The organism is Pseudokineococcus sp. 1T1Z-3 (assembly GCF_037482365.1).
Lineage (GTDB): Bacteria > Actinomycetota > Actinomycetes > Actinomycetales > Quadrisphaeraceae > Pseudokineococcus.
The window spans coordinates 145,172-153,241 of the sequence record NZ_JBBHZF010000024.1 but is presented as its reverse complement, the minus strand read 5'-3'; the positions used below and the strand labels follow the sequence as shown (position 1 = coordinate 153,241).

The 8,070-nt window shown below is 75.9% G+C and carries 7 protein-coding genes; all 7 read right to left on the bottom strand.

All coding sequences use genetic code 11. From position 1 onward, the window contains the following. Positions 1–372: 372 nt before the first annotated feature. Positions 373–1,650 carry a tyrosine--tRNA ligase gene (tyrS, locus tag WDV86_RS10695; protein ID WP_339567619.1) on the bottom strand — a complete coding sequence of 426 codons (1,278 nt, stop codon included), beginning with the start codon at positions 1,648–1,650 and terminating at the stop codon, positions 373–375. Positions 1,651–1,784: 134 nt separating this feature from the next. Next, positions 1,785–2,462, bottom strand: coding sequence for a DNA-3-methyladenine glycosylase (locus WDV86_RS10690; RefSeq protein ID WP_339567618.1), 678 nt, complete (start codon positions 2,460–2,462; stop codon positions 1,785–1,787). 14 nt (positions 2,463–2,476) lie between these two features. Beyond that, on the bottom strand, positions 2,477–3,886 hold the full coding sequence (gene argH / locus WDV86_RS10685) for an argininosuccinate lyase (protein WP_445263034.1): 1,410 nt from the start codon (positions 3,884–3,886) through the stop codon (positions 2,477–2,479). 55 nt (positions 3,887–3,941) lie between these two features. After that, on the bottom strand, positions 3,942–5,144 hold the full coding sequence (locus WDV86_RS10680) for an argininosuccinate synthase (protein ID WP_339567616.1): 1,203 nt from the start codon (positions 5,142–5,144) through the stop codon (positions 3,942–3,944). A gap of 117 nt (positions 5,145–5,261) precedes the next feature. After that, positions 5,262–5,780: an arginine repressor gene (locus WDV86_RS10675; protein ID WP_339567615.1), complete on the bottom strand. Its 519-nt coding sequence runs from the start codon at positions 5,778–5,780 to the stop codon at positions 5,262–5,264. After that, on the bottom strand, positions 5,777–7,090 hold the full coding sequence (locus WDV86_RS10670; protein WP_339567614.1) for an acetylornithine transaminase: 1,314 nt from the start codon (positions 7,088–7,090) through the stop codon (positions 5,777–5,779). The genes WDV86_RS10675 and WDV86_RS10670 overlap by 4 nt, the downstream gene beginning before the upstream one ends. Continuing rightward, entirely contained in the window at positions 7,087–8,067 is a 981-nt protein-coding gene (gene argB / locus WDV86_RS10665; protein ID WP_339567613.1) for an acetylglutamate kinase, read from the bottom strand. The genes WDV86_RS10670 and argB overlap by 4 nt, the downstream gene beginning before the upstream one ends. Between the last annotated feature and the right edge of the window lie 3 nt (positions 8,068–8,070).

The following is an 8,070-nucleotide window of genomic DNA, read 5'->3' as shown; positions in this document are numbered from 1 at the left end:
CGACATCGGTACGCTGTTGAGTTCTCAAGAAGCAGACCCGCATCGCGGTGACGGCCTCTGGGGCCGCCCTCGTCGAGGGGCTGTGATCGCTACGTTACCCCACCATGCTGGCCGGTCTGACCGGCGAGCCTCTGGTCGAGGCGCCCGGGGCATCGTGACTGGCTCCCAGATCCAGATGGACCGGGGAGCTGGCACGAGCTCCGAGGTGGCCTACCCGCTGGGGACCGACCACCTCGCGGTGTCCGTTCCTCCCTCCCGGGCGACGTCGAGAACAGTAGACCGACGTCGCCGGCCGGTGCAAGTCCGTCGTCGGGGCGGCTCGCAGGAGCCCGCCGAGGGAGCGCCGCGACAGGCAGGCTCACGTGCGGCGACTCAGGCGGGGCGCGCGTCGACCGCCGCGAGCGTGCGCTTGCCGCGGCGCAGCAGCACCCACCGACCGTGCAGGAGCTGGTCCGCCGCCGGCTCGGCGTCGCCGTCCTCGACGACCACGTTGTTGACGTAGGCGCCGCGGTCCGCGACCGCTCGCCGGGCGGCCGACCGGCTCGGGGACAGACCGCTCGCGACGAGCAGCTCGACGACCGTCCGTGCCCCCTCCCCCACCACGGCGCGCGGCAGCTCGGCCAGGGCTGCCCGCAGCGTCGCCTCGTCCAGCGCCGCCAGCTCCCCGCGGCCGAAGAGCGCACCCGCGGCCTCCTCCGCGGCCGTGACCGCTGCCTGCCCGTGGACGAGGGCGGTGACGTCGTGGGCGAGCGCGCGCTGCGCCGTCCGCGCCCCCGGGCGCTCGGCCGTCGCGGTCGCCAGCTCGGCGAGCTCTTCCGGGCTGCGGTCGGTGAAGACGCGCAGGTACCGGTCGACGAGGGCGTCCTCGGCCTGCAGCCAGAACTGGTGGAAGGCGTACGGCGACGTGAGCCCCGGGTCCAGCCACACGGTGCCGCTCTCGGTCTTGCCGAACTTCGTGCCGTCGGCCTTGGTGACCAGCGGCACCGTGAAGGCGTGCACCTGCTGCTGCTCGACGCGGTGCACGAGGTCCACGCCGGCGGTGATGTTGCCCCACTGGTCGCTGCCCCCGAACTGGAGCGAGCACCCGTGCCGGCGCCACAGCTCGAGGTAGTCCATGCCCTGCAGGACCTGGTAGCTGAACTCGGTGTAGCTGATGCCCTCGGCGCTGGCCAGGCGCGCGGCGACGGCGTCCTTCGCGAGCATCCGGCCGACCCGGAAGTGCTGGCCGACGTCACGGAGCAGGTCGACCGCCGACAGCCGGGAGGTCCACTCCATGTTGTCGACCATCTGCGCCGCGCGGGGGCCGGTGAGGTCGACGTAGGGCTCGATCTGCGCGCGGACCCGCTGCACCCACCCCGCCACCACGTCCGCGTCGTTGAGCTGGCGCTCCGCCGTCGGCTTGGGGTCGCCGATGAGACCGGTGGCGCCGCCCACGAGCAGCAGCGGGGTGTGGCCGGCACGCTGCAGCCGCCGGGCCACGAGGATCTGCACCAGGCTGCCGATGTGCAGGCTGGGCGCCGTCGGGTCGAAGCCGACGTAGAAGGTGAGCGGCCTCGCGAGCGCGGACGCCAAGGCGTCCTCGTCCGTCGACTGCGCCAGCAACCCACGCCACCGCAGGTCTGCGAGCACGTCGCCCGCGACTGCACCCACCGCTCCGGCGTCCGCTCCACCCACCGCTCCACCCACCGCTGGGCCTCCCGCCTCCGCGCCGCCCGCCGGTCGGACGACGGCGTCAGCCTGCCACGGCGCACCGCGGCTCCCCCTCGCCCCAGACGGCGGCCGGCTCACCCCGTCGCGGTCGGCCGGGACGCCGGGCGAGACCGCCGAGGACGCCCGCCGGGGCGGTAGGCGGAGACGGACCGCTCGCCCGCCAGCGACAGCCTCCACGGGAAGGCCGCTCCGTCACCGCCCGGGCCGCTGACGCCGACGCGGGGCCCGGCGACGACGTCCTCGGGGCGGCGCTGCGACGGCTCGACCGGTGCCAGCAGGTGCGCTCCGGTGGGCGCCGTGAGCGGCGCCGCGTCGAGGCCGCCGTCGACGCCGCACGCGGCGGCGAGCCGGGCGGGGCCGCGGGCGAGGTCGCGGTCGGTGCGGGCCGCGGGGCGGCGGGCCCGGGCGAGGTCGTGGCCGTGCGTGACGTCGCCCGCGCGCAGCAGCACCGCCGACGCGCTGCCCTCGGGGCCCGTGACGACGTTGGCGCACCAGTGCATCCCGTAGGAGAAGTACACGTAGAGGTGCCCGGGCGGGCCGAACATCACCGCGGTGCGGGGCGTGCGCCCGCGGGCGGCGTGGGAGCCCGGGTCCTCGGCGCCGCCGTAGGCCTCGACCTCGGTGAGGCGGACGACGACGCGGCCGGCGCGCTGCCCCACCACGAGCCGGCACCCCAGCAGGTCGCGGGCGACCTCGAGCACCGGACGGTCGTAGAAGGCCGCGGGCAGAGGGGCGTCGCCGTCCGGAGGCACCGTCCCGCCGACGCTCAGGTGCGGGCCCCCGGCACCTGCCGCGCCCACTCCCGCAGCTGCCCGCTGCGCTCCCGCGCGCCCGCCAGCTGCTCGGCCACCCGCACCGGCGCCGTCCCGCCCACGGCGTCCCGCGAGGCGAGGGAGCCCTCGACGCTCAGCACCTCGCGCACGGCCGGGGACAGGTGCGGCGAGATGTCCGCGAGCTCGTCGTCGGTGAGCTCGTCGAGCTCGACGCCGCGCCCCTCGCAGCGGCGCACGCAGGCGCCCGCCACCTCGTGCGCCTCCCGGAAGGGGACGCCGGACCGCACGAGCCAGTCGGCGACGTCGGTCGCGAGCGAGAAGCCCTGCGGCGCCAGCTCGGCCATCCGCCCGGTGCGGAAGGTCAGCGTGGCGACCATGCCCGTCACCGCCGGCAGGAGGAGCTGCAGGGTGTCGACGGCGTCGAAGACCGGCTCCTTGTCCTCCTGCAGGTCGCGGTTGTAGGCCAGCGGCAGGCCCTTCAGCGTCGTCAGCAGCCCGGTGAGGTCGCCCACCAGGCGCCCCGCCTTGCCGCGGGCCAGCTCGGCGACGTCCGGGTTCTTCTTCTGCGGCATGATGCTCGACCCCGTCGAGAAGGCGTCGTCGAGCACGACGAAGGAGAACTCCTTCGTCGCCCACAGGACGACCTCCTCCGACAGCCGGGAGAGGTCGACGCCCGCCATCGCGAGGACGAAGCAGGCCTCGGCGACGACGTCGCGGGCCGCCGTCCCGTCGATCGAGTTCTCCACCGGTCCGTCGAACCCGAGCTCGGCGGCGACGGCTGCCGGGTCCAGGCCGAGGGAGGAGCCGGCGAGCGCCCCCGAGCCGTAGGGCGAGCGCGCGGCCCGGGCGTCCCAGTCCCGCAGCCGCTCGACGTCGCGCAGCAGCGGCCACGCGTGGGCGAGGAGGTGGTGGGACAGCAGCACCGGCTGGGCGTGCTGCAGGTGGGTGCGCCCCGGCATCGGCGCGCGCGGGTGGGCGGCGGCCTGGTCGGCGAGGGCGTCGACGAGGTCGAGCAGCAGGCCCGCGACGACGCGCAGCTCCTCGCGCATCCAGGCGCGCACGAGCGTCGCGATCTGGTCGTTGCGCGAGCGACCCGCGCGCAACCGCCCGCCCAGCTCGTCGCCGGCTCGCTCCAGGAGCCCGCGCTCGAGGGCGCCGTGGACGTCCTCGTCGGCCGGCGTCGGGGAGAAGGCGCCGGAGACGACGTCGGCCTCGAGCCGCTCGAGCGCCGCAAGCATCCCGGCGAGCTGCTCGTCGTCCAGCAGCCCGGCGCCGGCGAGCACCCGGGCGTGGGCCCGCGACCCCGCGAGGTCGTGGCGTGCCAGCCGCCAGTCGAAGTGCGTCGAGCGGGAGAGCTCGGTCAGCGCCTGCGCGCTCGTGCCGGCGAAGCGCCCTCCCCACAGGCGGCCCTCGCCCGTCGCGCCCGTCGCCGTGGTGGGGCCGGGGTCTGCCGACGCCTCAGCCACGAGCGCGCTGGTCGCGGCCGGCGGCGATCTTGCTGGGCAGGCCCCAGATGTCGACGAAGCCCTTGGCGAGGGACTGGTCGAAGGTGTCGCCGGAGTCGTAGGTGGCCAGGGAGAAGTCGTAGAGGCTCGTGTCGCTGCGCCGCCCCGTGACGACCGCGCGGCCGCCGTGCAGGACGAGCCGGACCTCGCCGTTGACGTGCTCCTGGCTGTCGGCGACGAAGCCGTCGAGCGCCCGCTTGAGCGGGCTGAACCACAGGCCGTCGTAGACGAGCTCGGACCAGCGCTGGGAGACGGTGCGCTTGAAGCGGGCGAGGTCGCGCTCGAGCGTGACGTTCTCCAGCTCCTCGTGCGCCGTCAGCAGGGCGATGGCGCCCGGCGCCTCGTAGACCTCGCGGCTCTTGATGCCGACGAGACGGTCCTCGACCATGTCGATGCGCCCGACGCCCTGCTCGCCCGCGCGCGCGTTGAGCTCGGTGATCGCCTGCAGCATCGTCACCGGGCGCCCGTCCAGGGCCACCGGGACCCCGCGCTCGAAGGTGACGACGACCTCGTCGGGACCCGGTGACTGACCCGGCTCGGAGGTGTAGGAGTACACGTCCTTCGTCGGGGCGTTCCAGATGTCCTCGAGGAAGCCGGTCTCGACGGCCCGGCCCCAGACGTTCTGGTCGATCGAGAAGGGGTTGTTCTTCGTCGTCTCGATCGGCAGCTCGCGGCTGGAGGCGAACTCGATGGCCTTGTCACGCGTCAGCGCCAGGTCCCGGACGGGCGCGATGCACGCCAGCTCGGGAGCCAGGCTCTGGATGCCGACCTCGAAGCGCACCTGGTCGTTGCCCTTGCCCGTGCAGCCGTGGGCGACGACGGAGGCGCCGTGCTGGCGCGCGGCCGCGACGAGGTGCTTGACGATGACGGGCCGCGAGATCGCCGAGACCAGCGGGTAGCGGTCCATGTACAGGGCGTTCGCCTGCAGGGCCGGCAGGCAGTACTCGTCGGCGAACTCGTCGCGGGCGTCGGCCACCTCGGCCTCGACGGCGCCGCAGGCGAGCGCCCGGTCGCGGATGGTCTGCAGGTCCTCGCCGCCCTGGCCGACGTCGACGGCCACGGCGACGACCTCGGCGCCGGTGCGCTCGGCGATCCAGCCGATGGCCACGGAGGTGTCGAGACCTCCGGAGTAGGCGAGGACGACGCGGTCGGTCACGGGGAGCTCCTGGTGCTCGGGGGTGTGCTGGTCGTGGTGGTGCTGGTCGTGGTGGTGCTGCAGGGGGCGCGTGCTGCGCCGAGCCTGCCGCCCGCGGCGCCGCCGCGGGGGCCGCGCTCAGCCTCCCGTGCGCCCGGCCGCGAGGTCGAGCAGGCGGCGGGCGGTCGCCTCGCCGTCGCTGCCGCGGCCGATGACGAGGACGGTGTCGTCGCCGGCGATGGTGCCGAGCACCTCGGGCAGCACGGTCGTGTCGACGGCGGAGGCGAGGTACTGCGCGGCGCCCGGCGGCGTGCGCAGGACGACGAGCGGGCCGGACGCCTCGGCGGTGACGAGCAGCTCCTCGCACAGCCGGGCGAGCCGCGCGAGCGAGGTCGCCGGGCCCTGCGCGGCCTGCAGGCTGCGGTCGCCGCCCTCGCCGGGCACGGCGTAGACGAGGCCGTGCTCGGGGTCGCGGACCTTGGTGGCGCCGAGCTCGACGAGGTCGCGCGAGAGCGTCGCCTGCGTCACCTCGACGCCGTCCGCGGCGAGCAGGCCCGCCAGCTCGGTCTGGGAGCGCACCGGCTGGCCCCTCAGCAGGTCGACGACGCGGGCGTGCCGGGCGGCCCGGGTACCCGGCCGGCTGGTCGAGGAGCTCATGCGCCCTCCTCCCGCGCCGCCGCGGCGAGGACGGAAGGCAGCGCGGCCGTGAAGGAGTCGGCCTGCTCGTCGGACAGGACGAGCGGCGGGGCGAGCCGGATCGCGTCCGGGGCCACGGCGTTGACGACGAAACCGGCCTCCAGCGCGGCGCGGGCGACCGCGGGCGCGGACGGGCGGCTCAGGACGAGCGCCAGCAGCAGGCCCTCACCGCGGACGCCGGCCAGCAGGCCGCCCGGGTCGTCGACGGCCGCCAGGTCGGCGCGCCACCGCGCACCGAGGTCGGCGGCGCGCCCGACGAGGCCGTCACGCTCCAGCACGTGCAGGACGGCGAGGGCCGCGGCGGCGCACACCGGGTTGCCGCCGAAGGTCGTCCCGTGCTGCCCGGCGCCGAGCAGGGCACCCGGGCCTTCGCCGAGGCCCACGACGGCGCCGACGGGCAGCCCGCCGCCGAGGCCCTTGGCGAGCGTGACGACGTCGGCGTCCACCCGGCCGTCCGGCCCGGCGCTGGCGAACCACCGCCCGGTGCGGCCGACACCGGTCTGCACCTCGTCGACGACGAGCAGCGCGCCGGCCGCGGCGGTGAGCTCCCGCGCCGCCGCGAGGTACCCCGGCGGCAGCGGCCTGACCCCGGCCTCGCCCTGGACGGGCTCGACGACGAGCGCGGCGACCTGCTGGCCGGCGTCGCCGCCCAGGGCGGCGGCAAGCGCGTCCAGGTCGCCGAAGGGCAGGTGCCGGACGCCGGCGGGCAGCGGCGCGAAGGGCTCGCGGATGGCCTGCTTGGCGGTCATCGCCAGGGCGCCCATCGTGCGGCCGTGGAAGGCGCCCTCCAGCGCGAGCACCTCGGGCCGACCGGTGCGCCGGGCCATCTTGAACGCGCCCTCGTTCGCCTCGGTCCCGCTGCTGCACAGGAAGACCCGGCTGCCCTCGGGAGCGCCCAGCAGCTCCAGGAGCCGCTCGGCGAGCGCCACCTGCGGGCCCGTCGCGAAGAAGTTCGAGACGTGCCCCAGCGTGGCCAGCTGCGCCGTCACGGCCGCCGTCAGCACGGGGTGGGCGTGCCCGAGGGCGTTGACGGCGATGCCGGCGAGCAGGTCGAGGTAGCGCCGTCCCTCGGCGTCCCACACCCATGCGCCCTCGCCGCGCACGAGCACCCGCTGCGGGGTGCCGTAGGTGCCCATGAGCGCCCGGCCGTGGCGACCGGCGACGTCGGCGCCCAGTGCTGAGAGGACCTCGGGCGCCGCGGCGGTGGCGCGGTCGAGGTCGGGGACCGGGACAGCCGCCGCGGCAGAGGTCGAGCGTGCGGTGGCGCTCACGACGGCACCACCTGCGTGCCGACGCCCTCGGGCGTGAAGACCTCGAGCAGGACGGCGTGCTCGACCCGCCCGTCGAGCACGGTGGCCTGCGGCACACCGGCTCTCACGGCACGCAGGCACGCCTCCATCTTGGGGATCATCCCGGCGTCCAGGCTCGGCAGCAGCGCCTCCAGCTCGCCCGCGCCGATCGAGCGCACGAGCGAGGACCGGTCGGGCCAGTCGGCGTAGAGGCCCTCGACGTCGGTGAGGACGACGAGCTTGGCGGCGCCGAGGGCCGCCGCGATGGCGGCGGCCGCGGTGTCGGCGTTGACGTTGAGCACGGCCGCGCCGTCCCCCACGGCCTCGCCGGCCGCGGCGCCGCCGTCGTCGCCGTCACCGTCGAGCCCGGAGATCTCGGGTGCCACCGTGGCGATGACCGGGATGCGCCCGGCCTCGAGCAGGTCGAGGACGGCGGTCGGGTCGACGTCGACGACGTCGCCGACGAGCCCGACGTCCACGTGCTCGCCGTCGACCAGGGCGTCACGCCGGACCGCCTGCAGGAGACCGGCGTCCTCGCCCGACAGGCCCACGGCGAGGGGCCCGTGGGCGTTGAGCAGCCCGACGAGCTCACGGCCCACCTGGCCCACGAGCACCATCCGGACGACGTCCATGGCCTCCGGCGTCGTCACGCGCAGGCCACCGCGGAACTCGCTCTCGATGCCGAGGCGCCCGAGCATGCTCGAGATCTGCGGGCCTCCGCCGTGGACCACGACGGGCCGCACGCCGACCGAGCGCAGGAAGACCATGTCGGCGGCGAAGGCACGCCGCAGGTCGTCGTCGACCATCGCGTTGCCGCCGTACTTCACCACGACGACCTGCCCGGCGAAGCGCTGGAGCCACGGCAGCGCCTCCACGAGGACGGCGGCCTTGGCACCGGCGGACAGGGGCTGGCTCGCCCCCGGCGCTGCGGCAGAGCCGGTCTCGGCTGCTGGGCTCACATG